General features: G+C 62.4%; 19 protein-coding genes. 12 read left to right on the top strand and 7 right to left on the bottom strand.

Annotated elements, in window-relative coordinates:
- Positions 1-641 precede the first annotated feature (641 nt).
- Positions 642-2,333 (bottom strand): recombinase family protein, encoded by a 1,692-nt coding sequence (locus tag Thiosp_RS05565; protein ID WP_323696854.1) that lies wholly within the window; start codon positions 2,331-2,333, stop codon positions 642-644.
- A 945-nt stretch (positions 2,334-3,278) separates the two neighbouring features.
- On the opposite strand from Thiosp_RS05565, the gene Thiosp_RS05560 reads away from it, so the two are divergent.
- The 5 genes from Thiosp_RS05560 (at position 3,279) to Thiosp_RS05545 (ending at position 6,717) form a co-directional block, all read left to right on the top strand.
- Positions 3,279-3,479 carry a hypothetical protein gene (locus tag Thiosp_RS05560; RefSeq protein WP_323696853.1) on the top strand — a complete coding sequence of 67 codons (201 nt, stop codon included), beginning with the start codon at positions 3,279-3,281 and terminating at the stop codon, positions 3,477-3,479.
- Positions 3,480-3,627: 148 nt separating this feature from the next.
- Positions 3,628-4,509, top strand: a complete 882-nt coding sequence (locus Thiosp_RS05555; protein ID WP_323696489.1) for a DUF4338 domain-containing protein — start codon at positions 3,628-3,630, stop codon at positions 4,507-4,509.
- On the top strand, positions 4,506-5,876 hold the full coding sequence (locus Thiosp_RS05550) for an IS4 family transposase (protein ID WP_323696488.1): 1,371 nt from the start codon (positions 4,506-4,508) through the stop codon (positions 5,874-5,876). Before Thiosp_RS05555 ends, Thiosp_RS05550 begins: the two co-directional genes overlap by 4 nt.
- A gap of 27 nt (positions 5,877-5,903) precedes the next feature.
- Positions 5,904-6,101, top strand: coding sequence for a ParE family toxin-like protein (locus Thiosp_RS24930; protein WP_430738960.1), 198 nt, complete (start codon positions 5,904-5,906; stop codon positions 6,099-6,101).
- Positions 6,102-6,204: 103 nt separating this feature from the next.
- Positions 6,205-6,717 carry a DUF6790 family protein gene (locus tag Thiosp_RS05545; RefSeq protein WP_201068903.1) on the top strand — a complete coding sequence of 171 codons (513 nt, stop codon included), beginning with the start codon at positions 6,205-6,207 and terminating at the stop codon, positions 6,715-6,717.
- A gap of 233 nt (positions 6,718-6,950) precedes the next feature.
- On the opposite strand, the gene yjgA is transcribed toward Thiosp_RS05545, so the two are convergent.
- Positions 6,951-7,565, bottom strand: coding sequence for a ribosome biogenesis factor YjgA (gene yjgA, locus Thiosp_RS05540; protein WP_323696852.1), 615 nt, complete (start codon positions 7,563-7,565; stop codon positions 6,951-6,953).
- A gap of 60 nt (positions 7,566-7,625) precedes the next feature.
- Entirely contained in the window at positions 7,626-9,416 is a 1,791-nt protein-coding gene (gene recJ / locus Thiosp_RS05535; protein ID WP_242518974.1) for a single-stranded-DNA-specific exonuclease RecJ, read from the bottom strand.
- On the opposite strand from recJ, the gene Thiosp_RS05530 reads away from it, so the two are divergent.
- Entirely contained in the window at positions 9,410-10,342 is a 933-nt protein-coding gene (locus Thiosp_RS05530) for an alpha/beta hydrolase (RefSeq protein ID WP_201068904.1), read from the top strand. The genes recJ and Thiosp_RS05530 overlap by 7 nt on opposite strands.
- Here Thiosp_RS05530 and Thiosp_RS05525 read toward each other — a convergent pair.
- Positions 10,324-11,013, bottom strand: coding sequence for a lipocalin family protein (locus Thiosp_RS05525; protein ID WP_274607977.1), 690 nt, complete (start codon positions 11,011-11,013; stop codon positions 10,324-10,326). The genes Thiosp_RS05530 and Thiosp_RS05525 overlap by 19 nt on opposite strands.
- 69 nt (positions 11,014-11,082) lie before the next feature.
- On the opposite strand from Thiosp_RS05525, the gene Thiosp_RS05520 reads away from it, so the two are divergent.
- Positions 11,083-12,141, top strand: a complete 1,059-nt coding sequence (locus Thiosp_RS05520; RefSeq protein WP_201068906.1) for a 3-deoxy-7-phosphoheptulonate synthase — start codon at positions 11,083-11,085, stop codon at positions 12,139-12,141.
- A 37-nt stretch (positions 12,142-12,178) separates the two neighbouring features.
- On the opposite strand, the gene Thiosp_RS05515 is transcribed toward Thiosp_RS05520, so the two are convergent.
- Together Thiosp_RS05515 and Thiosp_RS05510 are read right to left on the bottom strand one after the other, a co-directional pair.
- Positions 12,179-12,631, bottom strand: a complete 453-nt coding sequence (locus Thiosp_RS05515) for a tetratricopeptide repeat protein (protein WP_201068907.1) — start codon at positions 12,629-12,631, stop codon at positions 12,179-12,181.
- A gap of 79 nt (positions 12,632-12,710) precedes the next feature.
- A complete protein-coding gene (locus Thiosp_RS05510) occupies positions 12,711-13,634 on the bottom strand; it encodes an inositol monophosphatase family protein (protein WP_323696851.1) in 924 nt (307 codons plus the stop codon).
- A 142-nt stretch (positions 13,635-13,776) separates the two neighbouring features.
- Here Thiosp_RS05510 and Thiosp_RS05505 point away from each other — a divergent pair, with 142 nt between their 5' ends.
- From Thiosp_RS05505 to Thiosp_RS05485, 5 genes are all read left to right on the top strand, one after another.
- The gene (locus Thiosp_RS05505; RefSeq protein WP_201068908.1) at positions 13,777-15,921 is read left to right on the top strand and encodes a transglycosylase SLT domain-containing protein; all 2,145 of its coding nucleotides are present in this window, start codon (positions 13,777-13,779) and stop codon (positions 15,919-15,921) included.
- 79 nt (positions 15,922-16,000) lie between these two features.
- Positions 16,001-16,699, top strand: coding sequence for a hypothetical protein (locus tag Thiosp_RS05500; protein ID WP_201068909.1), 699 nt, complete (start codon positions 16,001-16,003; stop codon positions 16,697-16,699).
- A 189-nt stretch (positions 16,700-16,888) separates the two neighbouring features.
- Complete coding sequence (locus Thiosp_RS05495) at positions 16,889-17,812, top strand: complex I NDUFA9 subunit family protein (protein ID WP_201068910.1); 924 nt, start codon at positions 16,889-16,891, stop codon at positions 17,810-17,812.
- A 191-nt stretch (positions 17,813-18,003) separates the two neighbouring features.
- Complete coding sequence (locus Thiosp_RS05490; protein WP_201068911.1) at positions 18,004-18,534, top strand: PH domain-containing protein; 531 nt, start codon at positions 18,004-18,006, stop codon at positions 18,532-18,534.
- A 9-nt stretch (positions 18,535-18,543) separates the two neighbouring features.
- Positions 18,544-19,431: an amino acid ABC transporter substrate-binding protein gene (locus Thiosp_RS05485; protein ID WP_201068912.1), complete on the top strand. Its 888-nt coding sequence runs from the start codon at positions 18,544-18,546 to the stop codon at positions 19,429-19,431.
- Here the strand turns inward: Thiosp_RS05485 and Thiosp_RS05480 are convergent.
- On the bottom strand, positions 19,422-19,682 hold the full coding sequence (locus tag Thiosp_RS05480; protein ID WP_201068913.1) for a YdcH family protein: 261 nt from the start codon (positions 19,680-19,682) through the stop codon (positions 19,422-19,424). The two genes, Thiosp_RS05485 and Thiosp_RS05480, sit on opposite strands and share 10 nt — an antisense overlap.
- Between the last annotated feature and the right edge of the window lie 7 nt (positions 19,683-19,689).

Below are 19,689 nucleotides of genomic sequence, written 5' to 3'. Positions count from 1 at the left end.
GCGTTGCCGGTTATGTGGCGGTGAAACCCTAAACGCCTGACCAGGCTTAGCGTTTGGTGAGGCTGGGCGCCACATAACGATTATGTCGGTCAAATCACTTTTGCAAAGGAAGATGACCTGTTCTACAGGCTTTTCAAATGACAGAGCACAATCGCTCGTCAGCTCAAAGCGCCTCTGGCATCGGAGCGCCCGTTCTAGCTGAGACAATGCAAAGAGGATGGAGCGGTAATGGAGACGCTCGTGCGCATCGCTTGAAATCTCCTTGTCGTCGTTCGGGAACTAGACCTCTGCTCACTTAGTCACGCCCGCAGTGGTCGATGCCGCTGCCTAGCCCTGGGCCGAACAACGGAAGCGCCGTCATCGCGCACAGACGCTTTTATGTGGCGCCCAGGCCGACAGTCGATCAGTATCTACGGCATCCGCAAGACGGGACGCCACATAAATGGCAACGCCACATTACGCACACGGCTTTCCGATGTGCTTCACAACGAGGCCTGCACAACTTTCGTTGCTTGGCCTGGAAGTAGAGCGACCTCTGTAGCGTCCTGATCGTATTTGGAGTGGCTAGCGATGAACGCAATCTCCCGATCCTCCGCTCTTCGGTGGCGTGCACAAAGTAGGGTCCCTTCCCTCGACCGGGGTTATGAACGCCGCTTACAATCTTGCATACTTGAAGCTCCATTGGATTGCTCCGATGGTTTTTCCGGGGTGCCGTTGTCATCCGGGTCGCCGATGTTTGGATCGGGATCAACCCGAAAAACCACCAGGATTTCCTCATGGTAAATCTCGATACGCTTGACAAGCGCGCGAATGATGCCGCGCTTGGTCTCGAAATCCAGGCCGGTTAAACGTTCCTGAATCGCGGCGGCAAATTCCTCCAGCCGATTGATCACCAGAAACAGTTCGGCCTGGCCAGCATCTTGTTGGCGAGCTGTCTCAATCTGAATGTGAAGTTGCTCGAGTTTGCTATTGAGCTGCGCCATTTTGGGATCGAAGTCGCTTTTATCGATTAACCCCTCGGTATAGCTATCGATCAGCCGCGATTTCCCTTGTTTCAGGTGCTGGTGCTGTTTTTCCAGCACATCTGTATCGGTGTGCGACGCATGAGCCTGCTGCAGGCGATTGAGGCGCTGTTCATATTCCTGCTGCAAGCGCTCAGGCTGTTGTAACAACGCCAGGACTTGCTCCCACACCAGGTCATCGAGCCGGCTGGTGCGCACTTGCTTGTTGTCGCAAATACGCTCACCGCCAAAGCGATAGGCATCGGTGCCGACGCAGCGATAATAGGCATAGCATTGTCCACCTTTGGCCGCGCTTTTGCTGACAGGCTTGCCATAATACGCATAGCGGCAGTGCCCGCAGACGATGAGCCCTTGCAGGAGATGGCGCGCGCCGCGCCGGCGTTGGCGTGCCAGGCGGCGATTCTCCTCCAATTGCTCCCCCACGGCGAGAAACAGCGCTTCGCTGACCAGCGGCGGGACAGGGATCTCAATCCAGTCCGCGCGCGGGGTACGCACGACGGAGGTGGCCTTCTTGGGCGTTTCGGCGCTGTGGCGGGCGGGGCGCACGCGCGGGCGGTGCGGCTGTGACTGGGTCTTGCCGAAGGCGGCACGACCCATATAGGCCGGGTTCTGCAGCATTCCCCACACCACACTGCGGTCCCAATGCGCTTTGCCGGTGGCGGTGGGAATGCCCTCGGCATCAAGCCGGCGGGTCACTTCGCCGATACTGAAGCGATCCACGCCAACCCAATGAAAGATTTGCCGCACGGTGGCCGCTTGGGACAGATCAATCACATACTGCGCCGGTGCGCCATCGAGTTGCTTGCGCTGATAGCGATAGCCGTAAGGCGCGCCGCCAAGCACATTGACGCGCCCATGACGCGCGCCATGCAATTTCCCGCGACGGTTGCGCTCCATGATCTTCGCCCGCTCGTATTCGGCAATCATGCCTTGCATCTGTAATAACAGGTCTTCTTCCGGGCTCACACCGCCGGCATGATTGAGAAAGACAACGGTGACACCGGTTTGCTGGAACTCTTCCAACAGCAGGGCCTGATGGGCGTATTTCCGCGCCAGGCGATCCGGGGCCAGCACATAGAGCCGATCAATCAAGCCCATGGCCGCGCGATCGCGCAACCGCTCCAGTTGCGGGCGAATGAGGGTCGCGCCGCTGACACCAGCGTCGATGAAACACTGCTCTTCGGGAAGCTGTTCGCCATCACTGGCAATGCGCGCTTTCAGCGCCGCAACCTGGCTGTCGATGGTGCCGGCCTTGACCTGGCGATCGGAGGAGACACGGGCATAGAGGGCGACGTTCAGGGGCTGGCTCATCGCGCACCTCGGCGCTGTTGGCGCTGTGGTAGAGCGGTCTTTGCCGCAGCAGGAGCCGTTTCGATTGGGCGTGATTCCGTCGGCTTGAGCTGGGCGTAGATCTCGCTCAAGCGTTCGGCTGAAAACCGGTTCGGTTCAAAGGCAATGCGCACCGACAACGCCCGCTGTGGTCGCTTCATCACTGAGCCTCCCGCGTCGTGGGGACGTCAATGACCAGCCGAATCTCGGCATCCACCGTCCCCTGAAAGCCCCACGAGAGACAGGCTCGCGCGACCCGTAGGCCCCATTGTACGCGGGAGTTTGCTACGTTGTTGGTGGCGTTTGTTGTCCCTCAGTCTCAAACGGTACTATGCACCCCTCTGACTTCCATGATAGGCGACAGCGACTTCGTTACCTTATACGCTGGCGTTGGTAGTCTTGCCTACCTCCCGTCATGGATCTCCAGCACTGGACAAGTAAATCTTCAAGAACATGCCGCCCCTGCTACCCCGAGAGACGATGACCACCACTTCCGTTCTTCCAGTGGCCACCCAACGGCCTTCCCCTTCTGACCACAGGGCCGGCGTGGCGTCTCCAACCTTTGTTCACGAGGCTACATCTGGGTTCACTTGCGTTACGGCCTGCTCTCTTGCTGTGTGGAAACTTAAGACCCCTTGTTACCAAGACGCCGCTTCCTCATGCTACGGAGGCGTACGGACAACTCCCCGGACGGAACTTTAACCCGCTAGACTTACTGTTGTTACTGCGAACGGTCAGGTTCGGTTTAATTTTCAAGACCGAATCTAATCCATCAAATCGCCTAACTTGTCGCTCAAGGCCGACCACCCGCCGCCGGGCTTTTTCGGTTTTGTTTTGGTTAAGTGGCGGCGGGTGTCGGCTTAGCTCGGGCGTTAGCCAAGATAAAACATACCGCAACCTGGCACTCACTGACTACAGGGAAAACCAATGACCGAGCTTGAACAGATCGAAAACCGTGTTCTCAAACTCAGTCCGGCCGATTTTGAAAAGTTCCGGAAGTGGTTTCGAGAGCAAGAATGGGATAAATGGGATCGTCAGATCGAGCGTGATTCCGACTTCGGAAAATTTCAGGCTCTTACTGAAAGGGTGCTAGCCGACCATGCTGCCGGGCGGACGAGTCCCATTTGAATCATTTCACTCATCCCGACTTTTGGGCGTGTTACCACAGACTCATACCATTACCCATATCTCCCCGCCCCAGCGTCGTCCGGGGCTGGACACAGCTCCCGAGTTCTGCTGAGATGCCCTTTCATCTTCAGCAAGGGGACGGGAGACCATGGACCAAGCGATTCCAAGCCGTTTATGTGGGCGCCCTTTCAACGAGACCGACTTAGCGCGCATTCGCCAGGAGATCGCGCTGGCGCAGCCGCCGCTGCGCGCGGAGATCGCTCGGCGGGTGTGCCGCGCGCTGGAGTGGACCGATATCCAAGGCCGCCCCAAGCTCATGAGTGCCCGGGTGGGACTGCTGCGGTTGCATCGTGCCGGGCTCATTGTGCTGCCGCCACCGACCTGCGGCAATGGCAATGGGCGGCGCTTCGTCCCGCGCCCCGAGTCCCGGCCCGAACCGATCCCAGTGTCCGTCCCGCTGCGCGCGCTCAGCGGCTTGCGCCTGGCGCGCGTTGATGATCGAAGGGCCTCGCAATTATGGAACGGCCTGATCGAGCGCTACCACTACCTCGGCTACAGTCCCCTGCCTGGTGCGCAGCTGCGCTACCTGATCCAGTGGGATGGCGGTCTGCTCGGCGCCATCGGCTTTGGCGCGGCGGCCTGGAAAGTCGCTGCCCGCGACCGCTGGATTGGCTGGACGCCCGCGCAGCGCCAAGCACACCTGGGACGGGTGCTCAACAACGCCCGCTTCCTCATCCTGCCCTGGGTGCAGGTCAAACACCTCGCCTCCAAGGTGCTGTCCTTGGCCGCGCGGCAAGTCAGTGTCGACTTTCCCGCCCGCTATGGCGAGCGTCTGGTGCTGCTGGAGACCTTTGTCGAGACCCCACGCTTTGCCGGGACCTGTTACCGTGCCGCCAACTGGCACGACTTGGGCGAAACCACCGGGCGCGGCAAGTGCGACCGCACCCATCGGGCCGCGCTGCCGCGCAAGGCGATCTATGTCTACCCGCTGGCGGCGGACTTCCGCGCCGCCCTGGGGGTGGTGGCATGATCGCGCTGGCCTCTGAACTGCAGGACATCTCTCTGGGCGACAAGCGCCTGAATCATCGCGCCCAACAGGTGCTTGAAACCCTCGGCGCCAAGCCGACACAAAGTATTCCCGGGGCTTGCAACGGTTGGTATGAGACCCGGGCCGCCTATCGCTTTTTCGATCATCCCACGGTCACCGCCGAGCAGATCCTCGCACCCCATTTTGCTTGTACCGAAGAACGTCTGCGCGAGCATCCGCGGGTGCTGTGTATCCAAGATACCAGCGAGCTGGACTATACAACCAAAAAAGGCATTGTCGGTCTTGGGCCACTGAACTTTGAGAGCCGCTATGGGATGTACATCCATCCCACCTTGGCGGTCACGCCCGAGCGCCTCGCGCTGGGGCTGCTGGATTTGCACACTTTTGTGCGCGAGCCCGGTAGCCTGGGCCAGGACAAAGACTCGCGCCGCCCACTGGAGGAGAAAGAAAGCGTGCGCTGGGTCGATGGCTACGCGCGCGTCAATGCGCTGGCCGAGGAACTGAGCGACACGCGCTTGACCTATGTTGCCGATCGCGAGGGCGACATCTACGACCTGTTTGTTGAAGCGCCCATCCCCGAGAACAGCGCCGATTGGCTGGTACGGGTGCAGCATCGCGACCGCTGCTTGGCCGATGGCAGAAAGCTCAATGAGGCCCTGGACGCCGCCCCGGTGCTCACCGAGATCACCTTCGAGCGTCCCGCCACCAAGGGGGCCAAAGCACGCCAGGTCACGCAGGAGATCAAGGTGGTGCGCGTGACCCTGAAGGCACCCTGGCGCCCGGATCGCACCTTGCCCGATGTCACGGTCACGGCTTTGCTGGCCACCGAGGTCAATCCGCCCGCCGGCGAGGAGCCACTCAACTGGCTGTTGCTGACCAATCTGGCGGTGCAGAGCGCCCAAGAGGCCATCGAGACGCTCTCCTGGTATCTTTGCAGGTGGCAAGTGGAAATTTTTTTCCGGATCTTAAAAAGTGGCTGCCGCATCGAGGAGCTGCAGCTCGAGACGCGCGAGCGCCTGGAGCCGGCGCTCGCTTTGTACATGATCATCGCGTGGCGGGTGCTGTACCTGACCATGCTCGGGCGCGAGTGCCCGGAGTTGCCTTGCGATGCGGTCTTTGCCGAGGAGGAATGGAAGGCGGTCTATCTGGTCACCCAGAAACAAGCGCCACCCGAGCAGCCGCCCTCGCTCGATACCATGGTGCGCATGGTCGCCTCCCTGGGCGGCTTTCTCAACCGCAAATCCGATGGGTTCCCGGGACCGAAGACGCTCTGGATTGGGTTGCAGCGCATCCCCGATTTTGTCATGGCGCTGGAGGCTTACCGCAGCGTCAGGGATAGTTATGGGTAATGGTATGACCACAGACTACCGCAGGACATCCGGCGGCGCGCTGATGCCGCTTACGCTCTCCTGCGAGATAATCCACGCCACCCGTCTCTGCGCTTCAAGAAGGTGGGAGCATTGTGGTCAGCGAGAGTTACCTTGGATTACCGTGCATTGGCAGTTGAGGCACCAAATGGCTACGTTTGGTTCTGGATCGGCCAGCACGATGAATACGAAAAGATCATCGGCTAACAAGTGCCTCCAGCCCGACCGCTCGCTACGCTCGCGGCGGCTAAGGCTGGCGTTAGGCGCAATATCTGCGTATCAACAAAAATAAGCGAGGTAGGAGTTTAAAATGATAGCGCATTTTATAGAATTTATTTTCAGCAACTTTACACTTACTTTTTTGGTAATCGGCTTTTTGTCTTCCATTATAGTTCTTTTGCTAAAACCGAAGCCTTTGAGCAAACATCAAGTAGTTGAGGCACTTTTTTCTTACTTTCTTATTTTTAGTATTGGTGTCAGCTTTTTATACAATTTTGTCATGCACGTCTTCTTCGCTGATATGGCCGCGTCTTTTATTGGATGGAAGAACAGCCCGTTTCAATATGAGGTGGGTTACGCAAGTTTGGGATTCGGAATTACCGGGATACTTGCATTTAAACAAAACCTGGGCTTTCGGGCTGCTTCGGTAATTGGTCCGTCATTTTTTCTTTGGGGCGCCGCTGGGGGACATATATATCAAATGATCACAGAGCACAACTTCGCTCCCGGCAATGCTGGAGTTATCTTTTGGACTGATGTTTTTTTGCCGATTATGTCATTCATTTTTCTTTATCAACAATACAAGCTGGAGAAAACGAGCTGATTACCCTCAGCTTGCTAAACCAGTATGGGCGTCATTGGCGACAGCTCCAGAAAGCCGCGAGCATCGGCCAAATGTGCTGGAATCTCGCGATCCTGCCAGACAGCGAGAGAGAAAAAGCGATCGCGAAATTACAGTCGACGCTGGAGATGGATGAGCCGGAACGGGGCGAAACGAACGCTGCCCCTGCGGCAGTGGCAAGAAATACAAAGTCTGCTGCGGCCGCTGAGCTGCATCTAAGGATCGCTCGCCAGCTGAACTGAATCGCGCAGATAGCGGAACAGCTTGCGCGGACCGTCGGGCTTACCGCGTTCAGCGTCCCGCTGGGCGGAGCGGATCAGGGCGCGCAGGGGCTGGCGTTCGGCGTGGGGGTGTTGGGTCAGGAACTCACCAAGCGCGGCGTCGCCCTCCGCAATCAGACGCTCGCGCCAGCGCTCGAGTTGGTGGTGGCGCGCCTTGGCGGCCCGCTCGGCCTGCTCGCGCTTATCCAGCAACGCCTTGAGCGGTTCTTGGTCCAGGCGCGCCAGGCAGTTGGCGATGCGTTTGTAGTGACGTGCCAGAGCGCGTTTGTCCTTGATGCGGGCGGTCTCGTCGATGGCTTCCCAGGTCTTGGCGTCCAGTTCCAAGGTTTCCAGCTCTGCGCGCGGCAGATGCAGCAACTGCTCGGCCAGGTCCTGTAAGGCACGATGCTCGCGCTTGATGGCGCTTTTACTTGGGCCCAGGTCCGCAGCCTGCTCCATGTCCGAGTCGCCGCCATCCGCGCGCCCCGGGTGCGCGCTTTTCGGCTGCGTGCTGTCCGCGAGGGCGTCATCGGAATCGTCCTGCCCGATCACTTCAACGCTCACTTTCATCTTGCCACTTCACCCAGGACGACGCGTCCCGGTTGTCGGGACGGACTCCCATGATTGAGTCTAAGCAGCAGGTTGCGCATGTTCCAGCACCAGTTGCGGGCGACGCAGGCCGCGGTAGTCGTTGACATCGAGGCGATAGGCGAGATGCGCCTGCTGGCCCAGGCCGGCCTTGCAGGCGGCGAGATTGAAGCCGATGGCGTCAATGGCGGTGCCGTCCGGCGCGCGCGCGCGCAGCTTGAGATGCTGGTCCTTGATGACCCGCACCTCGGAGACGGCGAACTCGCCGTCGAACACGGGCTCGGGGAAGCCTTTGCCCCAGGGCGCGGCGACGCGCAGGGCCTCGGCGGTTTCAAGCGACATGAGCGGGCTGGCCAGCTCGCCGTCGGAGAGGATTTCGCGCTCTTGCGGGGCATGGCCCAACTCGGCCGCGACGGCCTCGAAGTAGGCCTCGCGAAAGGCGTCCAGATGGGCCTCGGGCAGGGTCAGGCCGGCGGCCATGGCATGGCCGCCGAAACGCTCCATCAGGCCAGGATGGTGATGATCGATGGCGGCGAGCAGATCGCGCAGGTGTAGTCCGTCTACGGAACGCGCCGAGCCACGCAGCAGGCCTTTGCCGGAGTGAGCACCGGCGCCTGTATCAGCGTTGGCATCGGCGCGAGCGAAGACGATAACCGGTCGGTGATAATGCTCCTTGAGGCGCGAGGCGACGATGCCGATGACACCTTGATGCCAGTCCTCGCCGAACAGGCAGAGCCCGGGCGGCAGCGCGTCCTGCTGCTGGCTCAAGTCGGCGACGAGCATCTCAGCCTGCTCGCGCATGTCGAATTCCAGCTCGCGGCGCTGACGGTTGAGCGCGTCGAGCTCGCGCGCAAGCTGCATGGCACGCACCGGATCGGCGGTCGCCAGGCATTCGACGCCGATGGACATGTCTTCCAGGCGCCCGGCAGCGTTCAGCCGCGGCCCGGCGACAAAGCCCAGATCGCGCGCGGTGACCTCCTCGATGCGCCGCCCGCCGATCTCGAGCAGCGCACGCAGACCGGGACGGCAGCGCCCGTGGCGAATCCGCGCGAGCCCCTGCTCGACCAGAATGCGATTATTGTGATCCAGCTGCACCACGTCGGCCACGGTGCCGAGCGCGACCAGATCGAGCAGCTCGGCCAGATTGGGCTCCGGGCGCCCGGTCCCGAACCAGCCCCGGGTGCGCAGGCAGGCGCGGGTCGCGGCCAGCAGATAGAACATCACTCCAACCCCCGCCAGGGATTTGCTCGGAAACCCACAGTCGGGCTGATTGGGGTTCACAATGGCGGCCGCCTCGGGCAGAGAATCACCCGGCAGGTGATGGTCGGTGATCAGTACCGGTATCCCCAGCGCATTAGCGCGCTCCACCCCGGCGATGCTGGCGATGCCGTTATCGACGGTGACGATCAGGTCCGGGGAGCGCGCCGCGGCGGCATCCACCACCGGCGGACTCAGCCCGTAGCCGTCGGCGAAGCGGCTCGGTGTCAGGTGATCGACCTCCGCCGCGCCGAGCGCGCGCAGCCCGAGCAAGGCCACGGCCGAGCCGGTGGCGCCATCGGCGTCGTAGTCACCGATGATCAGGATGCGCTGGCGCTCGAGCACAGCACGCGCCAGCAGGTCCGCCGCCGCCTGGCTGCCGCGCAACTGCTCAGCCGGATGCAGATCGGCAAGCGTCCGGCCCTGCTCGCGACAGGCACCGCGATTGCGATACAGCGAGTGCAGCAACGCATTGAGCTCGCGCGGCATGCTATCGCCCGCGGTGCGCCGGCGAATGCGCACCGGTAAGCCGGTTGCAGAGGTGGCGGAAGTTCGAGAAGTCGTCGATCTTGGCATGGGCAAAGCCTACCACGATCGCCCGCCATGACTACATGACCATGCGCGCGCGCTGCGGGCACCTTGAGCTGGCGCAGTGTCGGGCCTATTTCAGCCAGATGAGCAGGTACTCCATTGTCTTGGGCATGCTGGCTGCGCTAATTCCCGCCGGCTGTGCTTGGCTGGGCGCGGACAAGCCTTTAGAAACGCCGGTTTCCCCAGCTGCTGGCACTGAAATCACGGAGCATCGGCTCACTCTGACCGATGGCCCGGCGCTGGACTACCGCCTGTACGAACCCGCCAGGCAGACCGGCAAGGCCCTCTCGACGGGGGCTGAGGGGAATGATCACAACACAACAATGCCGTTGGTCGTGCTGGCACATGGATTTCTGCGCAACCAACGCAACATGAGCGGGCTTGCAACGGCGCTGGCGAATGCTGGCTACCCGGTTGCGACGCTGGACTCGCGCCATGACTCGCCGATCAGCGGTGGTCATGTCCAAAACAGTCAAGACATGATCGCACTGGCCCGCCATCTCAAGGCGAACCGGGTGATTTATGCGGGATTCTCCGCCGGAGCGCTCGCAGCGCTGCTGGCCGCGCATGACGACCCGAGAGCGATCGGGGTCTTGACGCTCGATCTGGTCGACAGCCAGGAACTCGGCCTGGGAGTGGCTCCGGAACTCAAGCTGCCGGTGGTTGCTTTAGCCGGTGCACCGACCAACTGCAACGCGAACAACAACGCTGCTGCGCTCTACCAGGCAATCGACAATCTGCGCCTGACACCGATTCCCAAAGCCAGCCATTGCGACTTCGAGTCCCCCACCGACTGGCTGTGCCGAACGGTCTGCGAAATGCCTGCCGAGCGCACCCATGCTGATCCCTCCGTTCAGTTGGAGATCATCAACGCCGCCTTAGCGGGCGTCGGTCAGTTAGCGAGGCGCTGAGCGATCTCCTCCGGCTGGCTATCATCCTGGCGGGTACGCAGAAAATTCCCTGCCGGAAAGCCCTTATCGGCAAACTCCTTGAGCCAGGCATCGACCTGCGCATCGCTGGCATGCGGGTCGCGGGCCAGCACCCAGGCGCGGGTCTTGGTGGGCTGGCCGATCAGCGCATAGTCGTAGTTGGCACCCAAACCAATGACCCAGTAATCGTCCCAGAACACGTAAACGCCGTAGAGCATGCGAAAGCTGATCTGCAAACGCGCGTTGCGACCGGCGTCCAGCACCCGCGCCACGCCGTTGGCCTGGCCAATGCGCCCGTCTTTGTAGCGGCAGCGGTTGTCGACGTGAATCACCCCGTCCTCGCTCATGCGGTAATCGGCCATCACATTGGCCGTGCAGCGGCGCTCGGTAAAATACGGCAGGCGCGCCATCTCGTACCAACGCCCCATGAAGCTGCGCAGATCCACATGCTCCACGGTCGCCGGCGCGGTCAGATACACCTTGGGCTTGCGCAGCTCGGCGCTGACGATGACCTCCGCCCCATCTGCCTCGCGCTGGCGCTTCGGCGCCGCGAAAATGTCGCGTTCTTGCACCGGCTCGCCCGCGCGCGCGGCGCGCCTTACTCCGCGGCGCCTTTTTGGCGAGTCGTCATTTGATTGCCCGGAAGACTTCATATCCCTCTCTAAGCATCTGTGCAAATTTCGCTATACTAGCGGATTTCCGCCGCCCCCGATGTCCCGACCATGAGCCACGCAACCGACGATTTGCGCATCCGCAACATCACTGAGGTGATCGCGCCCAAGGATCTGCACCAGCAATTCCCGATTACCGATCAGGTGGCGGACACCGTCTATCGCACCCGTGCCGAGATTCAGCGCATTCTGCACGCAGAAGACGACCGCCTGCTGGTGGTAGCCGGCCCCTGTTCGGTGCACGACCCCAACGCGGCCATGGAATACGGCGAGCATCTGCTAGCCGCGCGCCGCGAGCTGGCCGATCAGCTGCTGGTGGTCATGCGGGTATATTTCGAAAAGCCGCGCACCACAGTCGGCTGGAAGGGACTGATCAACGACCCCAACCTGGACAACAGTTTCGCGATCAACAAAGGCGTGGGCCTGGCGCGCAAACTGCTGCTGGACCTCAACAATCTGGGAATCCCCGGCGGGACCGAATTCCTCGACCTGATCAGCCCACAATACATCACCGACCTGGTCAGCTGGGGCGCCATTGGCGCGCGCACCACCGAGAGCCAGGGCCACCGCGAACTGGCCTCGGGCCTGTCCTGCCCGGTGGGCTTCAAGAACGCGACCGACGGTAGCGTGAAAGTGGCCATCGACGCCATCCATGCCGCCGCCCGACCGCATGTGTTTATGTCGGTGACCAAAGAAGGCCATTCGGCTATCTTCAGCACCGCCGGCAATGAGGATACCCACATCATCCTGCGCGGCGGCAATCGGCCAAACTACGACACCGAGAGCGTGAAGATCGCCACCGACACCATTATTGAGTCCGGCCTGACGCCCAAAATCATGATCGACTTCAGCCACGCCAACAGCCGCAAGAAGCCAGAAAACCAAGTCCTGGTCTGCAACGACGTGGCGCGGCAGATCGGCCGTGGTGACCATCGTATCATCGGCACCATGATCGAAAGCCACCTAGTCGGCGGCCGTCAGGACCTCACCGCAGCCCAGGATCTGCTCTACGGCCAGAGCATTACCGACGGCTGCGTCTCCTGGGATCAGACCCTGCCGATGCTGCACGAACTGGCGGAAGCAGTCGAGCGGCGACGCAGCGGGTGCTGAGCGGGCGACTAAGCGGTCGGGGGCGCGCTGTGAGGGCTCAGGTCAGCTCCTTCTCATCGAAGCCTGCCATGCGATACCACTTGCGGGCTTCTTCCGGGTTTTTCTCAACGCCGCGGCCTTCTTGGTACATCATCGCGAGCGTGGTCTGGGAGCCGGCCAGGCCCTGCTCGGCGGCCTTGGTGAACCACTCCACCGCGCGCTGCGGGTTTTTGTCGGCGCACTCGCCTTCCATGTACATAAAGCCAAGACCGTGCTGCGCGGTGCCAAGGCCGGCCTTGGCGGCGGCTTTCATGTAGCTGAACGCCTGCAGCGGGTTGGGCATCATGCCGAGGCCGTTCTGGGCCATGATCGCCATGCGGTACTGGGCTTCCGGGTTGCCGGCCTCGGCCAGCGGTGAGAGCAGCCCGACCGCGCGCGAGAACTGCTTGCTCTCGAAAGCCGCGATGCCACTGCTCAGTTCCATGTCCTGGTCGGTGATCGTTTCGGTCATCAGAATCTCCCGTGTTGCTGAATCGCGTGGTTGGATGGGTGAATGTATTGACGTGTTGAACGCATCTCGAACATCGTGCCTAGTCATGCCAAGGCAGGCCGACGAAGGCCCACCATTGAGCGAACAGGTTCTGATTGGCCGCCGCCATCGCCAGCCGCGGCTCAAGGGAGGGTTTTCCGGCCTCCTTGTCCAGTCCAGGCTCGAGCAGGCGCACTTTGACGCCCGCCTCGGCGGCGATCAATTGGCCGGCGGCGTAGTCCCACAGACGCTGCCCGCCATGGAGGTAAACCTGGGCGCGCCCGGCAGCGAGCCAACACCAGTCGAGCGCGACTGAGCCGAGATTGCGCTGCGAGCGAAAGGCGCCCTTGCTGAGCAGCGCGGGCATGCGCTCGGGCGGAATCCGTTTGAAGTCCATCAGCGCCATGGCATCGGCCAGCCGCTCGCAGGAGGACTGACACACCAGGGGCGCGCCATTGAGCCAAGCGCCCTGCCCCCGCTGCGCGGCGAAGCATTCATCGCGGATCGGATCGTAGATGACGCCAAGCTCGACCTGGCCGTTTCGGAACAAGGCCAGGGATATCGCGAACGCCGGGAAACCACAGACGAAATTGCTGGTCCCATCGAGAGGGTCCAGCGCCCAGAAGGCGCTGGTGGCTGCGTCAGGTGGTGGATCGGACCCTGCGCCTGACGGCATGTCAGACGCCGCGCCGGCAGAACCTTCGGCCGAGCCGGCATTTCCGGCGCCAGCGCCCAGGAGCTTAAGCTGGTCGGCATGGGTCATTTCCTCGCCCAGGACTGGAATCTCGGGCGCTAGGCTGCCAAGTGCCGCGATCAGACGTCGCTGCACGGCCAGGTCGACCTCGGTGATCAGGCTGCCATCGGCTTTGGCGCTCGCTTGGGTGCGTCCGAAAGTCGGCAGAATCTCGGTCTGCCCGACCTCGCGCACCAGGCCCGAGAGGCGCTGCAAGGATGGGGCTTCTGTGCTTGATGTGGATGAAATCACCTAAACCGGCTCCAAAATTCTTCGTTCGCACCAACATGGGCACTCGGAGGCAATGATCCAAACCTCGACGGGTATTCTTCACGGATCAGGCACGCGGGAACAAGAACGACTCGGTTGCGCGAGCATGGCTCGAAGGATTGTTATGCAACAACAGACAGGTCAAATTCGGGTTCTAATGGCGCGGGCTTTACCCGTTCGGGCTCTGCTGGCGCTTTACCTGGTAATGGCGCCCGTTTCCGCAGCGGTCGCCGAAACCGTTGCAAAGGTTGGCGACACCAGCGCTGCGGGCGTTTTGACCGGCGCGGAAATCAGCCCGACGGTCACCAACGGCGCAGCGGGCTCGGGCACCGACGAAGAAGCCGCGCTCGCTGCTGCGCGGGTGCGATTCGGACAGGCCGAGTGGGCACTCAAGCAGGGCGATCTCGCCCGCTTTGCCACCCTGAATGATTCCCTGCAGGACTATCCGCTGGCGCCCGATCTCGCTGTCGCCGCCCTTGTACGGCGTCTCGGGCGAGCGCAGAGCGCGGAAGTCGAGGCATTGCTCGAGGCCTATGCCGGCACAGCCCCGGGCGAGCGCCTGCGGCGACTGTGGCTCGGGCGGCTCGCCGAGGAGAAGCGCTGGGGCGAATACGTCAAATACTATGTGGATAACGGCTCGGAGACCCGCGAATGCCTGTATCGGCGCGCGCTGCGACACACAGGCAAGGCCGATGCCGCCTTTGCTGGGCTCGACGCCCTCTATCTGACCGGCGGCTCCCTGCCCGATGTCTGCGATCCGCTGTTCTCCGCCTGGTCGGACTCCGGGCAGCTGGACCCCGATCTGGTCTGGAAACGCATCGAGCTGGCGCTGGCGCGTGGTAATGATGGCACGGCCCGCTATCAGCGCCATTATCTGCCAGCCGCCGATCAGCCCTGGCTCGCGTTTCGGCTCCAGGTCGCGGAGGGCGGGAGTCAATTCCCTTCGCCACCGGCGGGGCAGCATCCGCGTCGGGACCGCATCCTTGGCGCCGCGCTGGCCGATTATGCACGACGCCGGCCGGATGAAGCCCTGGAGCTGCTCACGACCCGTTTCTCAGCGCTGCCACCGGCAGCGGCCGGCCCGGTGCACGCCGCCGCGGGCCTGGCTTTGGCCGGGCGCGGTGACAGCGAGCGCGCGCTCGCGCAGCTCGACCAGCTCCCGCCCGGCGCCGGCAGCCTGCGCCTGCAGCAACAGCGCCTGCGCGTCGGACTCAAGCTCGGCGCCTGGGAGGCGCTGGCGCGTTGGATTCAGGCCCTGCCAGTGCAAGAGCGCAACAGCGCCGAATGGCAATACTGGCTCGGCCGCGCGCTGGAGGAATCCGCACCAAGCCAAACTGCGCAAGATCAGGTCGCACAGGTGCAGATCGCACAAAAGGACATGGCCGATGGCGAGACGCCGGCCCAGGCCGCTTACCGCCGCGCCGCCAAGGATCGCAGCCTGTGGGGATTTCTCGCCGCCGAACGTCTGGGGGTGCCGCTCAAAATCGCGCATCAGCCCGCGCACGTCAGTCTGGAGCGCATGGGGCAGCTGCTTGACTCACCGCGCGCGGCGCGCCTGCGCGAGCTCAAGGCGCTGGGCCGCGATGTCGAAATCCGCCGCGAATGGCGCGAATACGGCCGCGCGCTCGAACGCGCCCATCAGGGCGACGCCCAGCGCAGCGCCCTGATGGAGGCGGCAGCACTGGCGCGTGCACTCGACTTTCCGACCCAGGCGATTTTGATACTGGCCCGCAGCGGCTACTGGGACGACCTCGAGTTGCGCTTCCCGCTGCTCTATGTCGACCTCACCGAAGAGGCCGCCCAAGCCACCGGGCTACCACAGTCCTGGCTGCTGGCCATCATCCGCCAGGAGAGCATTTTCAATCCGGATGTCGCCTCCCCGGCCAATGCCATCGGACTCATGCAAGTGCTGCCAAGCACCGCGCGCGAGGTGGCCCAGCGCATCCAGGCGCCGATTCCCGACGAGCGGGATCTGACCGATCCGGCCAGCAATGTGCGCTTAGGCAGCGCCTACCTGGATTACCTGAATGAACGGTTCGACGACCAGGACGCGGTCGCCACCGCCGCCTATAACGCGGGACCAACAGCCGTCGGCCGCTGGCTGCCGGAACGCCCGATGCAAGCGGATGTATGGATTGCCACCATCCCGTACTATGAGACGCGCAATTACGTCGCCCGGGTGCTGACCTATCGGATGCTTTACGATTATCGCCTTGGCCGCGCGCTGCCCCGGCTGAGCGAACTGCTAACGCCAGTGCGCAAGTCTTGACCGACAGCGAAGTGCGCAGCAATCCATCAAACCCGGGCGCTCGGTCCAATCGAAGCTCTATCCAACATCCCATTGACGCATGCAACAGCGAACCACAGCCTATAACCACCGCAATCGATGCAGACTCGCGTTCTCAGAACGCTGGCCTGTCCTTGCCCTCGCCCTCGCCATCGCCGGCGTCTGCCTGGCCCTGAGCCTTCCAGCTGTTGCGGAGCAGCAGCGCTCGACCGGCGCGGCAATGGCCGAGGCCATGACCCGCATGATGGATGCCATGGGATTTAACGGCGAGGATTCACCCGGCGACGCCCTCTCAAACGGCATGCGCAACCCCATGTCGCCGGACTCGCCCGGCTGGTCCTTCATGATGGGCCAGGACAATCCAATGAGCGAGCGCTTTGGCGACCCGGTGCGGCAGTTCGGCATGCCCGATGCCCGTCGCTGGTTTGGCGACAAGGACGGCCCCTGGCAGCCCACCCGTCTGGATGGCATTTGGGAGGGCCGCACCGGCGGGCTGTTGATCGTGCGCGGTTACCGCTTTCGGCTGTATCAGCCGAGCGCCGGTTTTATCGACGGGCTGATTCAGCAGCGTGGCGACCGCATCGCGATGTACAACCCGGCCAACGACACCGCCCGCCCTTATGAATTCGCGCTGGATCGCGGACGGATGGTGCTACGCGATGCCGCGGGCGAGCTATTCTTGTACCGCCGTCTGTGGCTGGAGGACGAGCAGCAGGCCGAGCCGTTCAGTCAGGGCCGAGCAGAAGACGCGCCGCGATAAGGATTATCAACAGTGCCGGAAATACGGCGCAGCATCAGTGCGCCCTAGTCAGTTTCGGTGCGCGCCAAAGGGCGGCATAATAGCCCGTCCATCACATCCCCATCATCGGGACATACTTGGGCATCCGGCGGCACGCGCCTGACCTGGCGGCGCCGCTGCAACCCTCTGGCACATGGCACTGCAACACCTATGAAGAAACACTCCAAGGCTTGCATTCTCGGCGGGACCGGTTTTGTCGGTCGCGAACTGGCCCGGCGTCTGGTCGCCCGCGGCTACCACTGCCACCTGCCGACACGGCGACCCCATCGCCATCGGGATCTCAAGCTCTTTCCCGGCATCACCCTGCAGCCGGTCAAATCCCTCGATGAGGCCACCCTGGCCGAGCAATTCGCCGGCTGCGATCTGGTCGTCAATCTCATCGGCATCCTCAACGAAAGCTCCAACTCCAGTTTCCAGCAGGTGCATGTCGCGCTGGTTGAGAGGGTGCTGAATGCCGCGCGCGAGGCTGGCGTGCCGCGACTGCTGCACATGAGTGCGCTGCATGCCTGCCCGCCCGGCGAGGAGACGGCGCAGACCTCCGAGTATCTCAAATCCAAGGGCGCCGGCGAGGCCCTGGCGCTGGCCGCCGAGACACCCGCAACCACCGCCTTTCGGCCCTCGGTCATCTTCGGGCGCCAGGACAGCCTGTTCAACCGCTTCGCCGGTCTGATCGACTTCGCACCCGGCTTTTTCCCGCTCGCCTGTCCCGGCGCCCGCTTCGCGCCCGTGTGGGTGGGCGATGTCGCCGAGGCCATGGCACGCGCACTCGATCACCCCGAGAGCGCAGGCAAGGCCTACGACCTCTGCGGCCCACGCGTGCTCAGCCTGCGCGAGCTAGTGGACTACACCGCCAGACTGCGCCGGCGCAGGATCAAAGTCATCGAGTTAAGCGACAAGGCCGCCCAGCGTCAGGCACGGCTGTTCGAGCATCTGCCGGGAAAACCCTTCACCATGGACAATTATCGCTCGCTGCAAATCGCGAGCGTCTGCACAGGACCGAACGGGCTGGAGGAGCTCGGCATCACCCCCACGGATATCGACGTGGAAGTGCCGCGTTATCTCGCGACCGGTTAATGCCAGCGCCAACATCGTCCTGATCAGCATCGTCCTGATCAGCATCGTCCTGACCAGCATCGCCCTGATCAGGCTGAGCCAAAATCCCAATCTCGTTGTGGGAAATGCTGGCCCAGAACAGGCAGGGCTCCCCTCTGGTTTGGGTATAATGCCGGAGATTCGCGCCGGGTCGGCGCCCGCAGGAGGTCTCGATGTCCGAAATTCTCTACCAAGCCAATCCGTCGGTGTGGCGGATGCGTCCCCTGGGCACCCTGATCGCCTGGCTCGTGGTCGTGTTTGGCCTCTACGTCGCCATCACCGGCAACTTGCCTTACCTGGCACAGCTAACCGAAAGCCTGCCGGTACTCAAGGACATCAAGATTGGGGATAACATTCACATCGGGCCCCGAACCATCGCGACCTTTACCGGCTATGGTCTCGCCCTGATCGGTGCATTCAACCTGCTGCGCTCCTGGCTTGCCTGCCTGACTGACCGGCTGGAAATCCGCCGCAACGAGATCCTCTGGACCCACGGCCTGCTTGCCAAGAACTACACCGAAATCAACATGGGCTCGATTCGCACCGTGCGGGTTAACCAGTCGCTCCTTCAGCGCCTTCTCGGCGCCGGCGATCTGGTTATCTTCACCACCGGCGACGAGCCCGAGCTTGCCGTGCGCGGGCTGCCGCGCCCCAACGAGATTCGCGATCACATCCGCCAAAGCGCCGCCTCACCGCAGGATTGAGCCCGCGCGATGCTTCTCACTCGTCGGCGCCATCAAGCAGCCGCACTCATCTGTCAGGTTGCGCTGGGTCTGAGCACACTGCTCTCTCCGCCCGTGGCGCTAAGCGAAACCGGCGTACTTGCGCGCATCGCACTGAGCCAGAAAATCCGTGTGGCCTATCCGGCAAACGCTTACCCCATCGCCTTCAAGGACGAAGACGGCCTGCCGCGCGGTTACTCAGTCGACCTTTGCCGGCGCATTGTCGCCAGCATTCAGCGCGACCTCGGGCTCGACGGCATTGCTATTTCCTGGATCGAAGGGAACACCCCGAGGCGCCTCGCCGCCGTTGCCAATGGCGAGGCGGAGCTGGACTGCGGCACCACCACCATGACCCTCTCGCGCCAGCGCCAAGTGGATTTTTCCTATCCGGTGTTTGTCGAGTCCGGCGGCATCCTGGTGCTGAAGGACTCGGGCATCAGCAGCCTTGCCGACCTGGGCGGCAAAGCCATTGGTGTGGTGCCGCAGACCACCACCGAGTATCGCCTGCGCCCGGTGCTGGCCGAGCGCCTGATCAACGCCGAGCTCAAACCGGTCAAGGATGCCAAGGACGGGCGCGAGCAACTTCAGGCAGGCGCGATCGATGCCTTTGCCGATGACCGGCTGGTACTCATCGGCCAAGTGGCCGCGAGTGGCAAAACCAATGCCTTCCAGGTAATCGACACCGACTTCTCCGTTGACCCCTACGCCTTTGCCTTGGCGCGCGACGATGCAGATTTTCGCCTAGCGGTAAATCGCGGGCTGGCGCAGATCTACGCGTCAGAGGAAATCGACCGCATTTTTGCGCTCTGGTTCGGCGCCGATGCACAGCCGACGCCGCTGTTGGATTCGATCTATTTCATCTTCGCACTTCAGGATTGAGCCGCCGCGTTGGCCTCGCTCCGCAGCCGCCCATAGAGGCGGTCTTTGAGCAGCAAACGTTCTTTTTTCAGATCCTCGATGGTTTCATCGGCCACAGGCGTGCCCAGCTCCTCAAGCCTGCGAACTCGCGCGTCCAGCGCGTCGTATCTGTCCATGTCCTCGGCAAAGTCCGTGTCGGATGCGCGCATCGCATCGATTTTACCAACGAGATCTGGAAACTCGTGGATCAGGTCGTGCACTTCTCCAAGCATCAGCGTG

The organism is Thiorhodovibrio litoralis (genome assembly GCF_033954455.1).
Lineage (GTDB): Bacteria > Pseudomonadota > Gammaproteobacteria > Chromatiales > Chromatiaceae > Thiorhodovibrio > Thiorhodovibrio litoralis.
This window is presented reverse-complemented; position numbering and strand designations above follow the sequence as displayed.